The organism is Saccharomonospora iraqiensis subsp. iraqiensis, from assembly GCF_000430445.1.
GTDB classification, from domain to species: Bacteria; Actinomycetota; Actinomycetes; order Mycobacteriales; family Pseudonocardiaceae; genus Saccharomonospora; species Saccharomonospora iraqiensis.
Window position 1 is genome coordinate 44,833 of sequence record NZ_KE387083.1, and the last position, 2,105, is coordinate 46,937.

2 protein-coding genes are annotated in these 2,105 nt (G+C 72.8%); one reads left to right on the forward strand and one right to left on the reverse strand.

The window, feature by feature from the left end; translation table 11 throughout:
• Positions 1-1,253: class II 3-deoxy-7-phosphoheptulonate synthase (locus tag ACTIR_RS22570; RefSeq protein WP_034239279.1), on the forward strand; the 1,253-nt coding region annotated here is incomplete at its 5' end.
• A 43-nt stretch (positions 1,254-1,296) separates the two neighbouring features.
• Here the strand turns inward: ACTIR_RS22570 and ACTIR_RS0109775 are convergent.
• The coding region (locus ACTIR_RS0109775; protein WP_026454129.1) for a WS/DGAT domain-containing protein at positions 1,297-2,105 on the reverse strand (809 nt) is incomplete at its 5' end.

Below are 2,105 nucleotides of genomic sequence, written 5' to 3' on the forward strand. Positions count from 1 at the left end.
CCCGGGTCCGCGCCGTGCTGGAGAGCGTGCCGCCGGTCACCGTGCCCGCCGAGATCGACCGGCTGCGGGAACGGCTGGCGATGGTGGCCCGCGGGGAGGCCTTCCTGCTGCAGGGCGGTGACTGCGCGGAGACGTTCGAGTCGAACACCGAGCCGCACATCCGGGCGAACCTGCGCACACTGCTGCAGATGGCGGTCGTGCTCACCTACGGCGCGAGCCTGCCGGTGGTCAAGCTCGGCCGGATCGCCGGGCAGTACGCCAAGCCGCGGTCCAACAGCACCGACGCGCTCGGCCTGCCCGTCTACCGGGGCGACATCGTCAACTCGCTGGCGCCCGACCCGCAGCTGCGCATCCCGGACCCGGGACGCATGATCCGCGCCTACGCGAACGCGGGCGCGGCGATGAACCTCGTGCGGGCGCTGACCGGCGCGGGCATGGCCGACCTCACGCGCGTGCACGACTGGAACAAGGACTTCGTGCGCACCTCGCCCGCCGGCGAGCGGTACGAGGCGCTCGCCTCCGAGATCGACCGGGGACTGCGGTTCATGTCGGCCTGCGGGGTCAGCGACAGCTCGCTGCACTCCACGGAGATCTTCGCCGGGCACGAGGCGCTGCTGCTGGACTACGAGCGGGCGCTGCTGCGGCTCGACGACCCGGAGTCCGCGGAGCCGCAGCTGTACAACCTCTCCTCGCACTACCTGTGGATCGGGGAACGCACGCGCCAGCTCGACGGTGCGCACATCGCCCTCGCCGAGCTGCTCGCGAACCCGATCGGGGTGAAGATCGGCCCCACGACCACGCCCGAGCAGGCCGTGGAGTACGTCGAACGGCTCGACCCGCGCAACGAGCCGGGCAGGCTCACGCTCATCTCCCGGATGGGCAACGGCAAGGTGCGCGAGGTGCTGCCCGCGATCGTGGAGAAGGTCGAGGCGTCCGGGCACAAGGTGATCTGGCAGTGCGACCCGATGCACGGCAACACCCACGAGTCGTCGAACGGCTACAAGACCCGGCACTTCGACCGCGTCGTGGACGAGGTGCAGGGCTTCTTCGAGGTGCACCGGCAGCTCGGGTCCTACCCCGGTGGGATCCACGTGGAGCTGACCGGTGAGGACGTCACCGAGTGCCTCGGCGGGGCGCAGGACATCTCCGACCTCGACCTCTCCGGACGGTACGAGACGGCGTGCGACCCGAGGTTGAACACCCAGCAGTCGCTGGAGCTGGCCTTCCTCGTGGCCGAGATGCTGCGTGCCTGAGCTGTGCCTGAGCTACGCCTGACCCGCGCCGGACCGGCCGGGCTCACGGGCGGCGGTGGTACAGCGCCGACAGGGACTTGGTCACCGCGTCGGACAGGGCGTCCACGTCGGCGACGGCGTCGGCGTTGACCTGCAGCCCGACGTGCAGGCCGGAGCGGTAGGGCAGCACGGCGATGCCGAGGGACTGGTGCGGGGCCAGCGGCACGAACGGGTAGACCTCCCGGAGCGGGGCGCCGGCCAGACCCATCGGCAGGCCGGGCAGGCCGACATTGGTCACCACGGTGTCGAACAGCAGCGGTGCGGCGTGTCCGACCCCGCGCGTGGCGAGCCGGTGCAGCCCGGACGGCAGACGCCCGGCCAACACCGGGAACGCGCCCGCACCCCTGGTGGGGCCCGTCCGCTTGTTGTGCTCCATCGCGGAGCGCACCCGCCGCAGCCGCTCGACCGGGTCGTCGACCTCCACCGGAAGGTCGCACAGGTATCCGGACAGGGCGTTGCCGTCCGTGGGCCGCTCCGCGCGACCGCGGACGCTGACCGGGACCAGCGCCCGCAGTGCGGACCGGTCCGGGTCCCGCCCCCGGCCCCGTAACCACTCGCGCAGGGCTCCGGCCACGACGGCGAGCACGACGTCGTTCGTCGTGCCACCGTGGGCGGCACGGACCGCCCGGACCTCGGCCATGTCGAGACGGACCAGGCCGATCCGTCTGCGGGGCGAGTTCGCCGTGAGCGTGGCAGGCGGGGGCCACGGCCGCACCGAGCGCAGCATCGCCGTGGCGATTCCCGCGGTGCCGGCCGCCTGCCCGACGGCCTGTCCGAGGGCGTCCCGGACCCCGGCACCGACCTCCCCGAGCG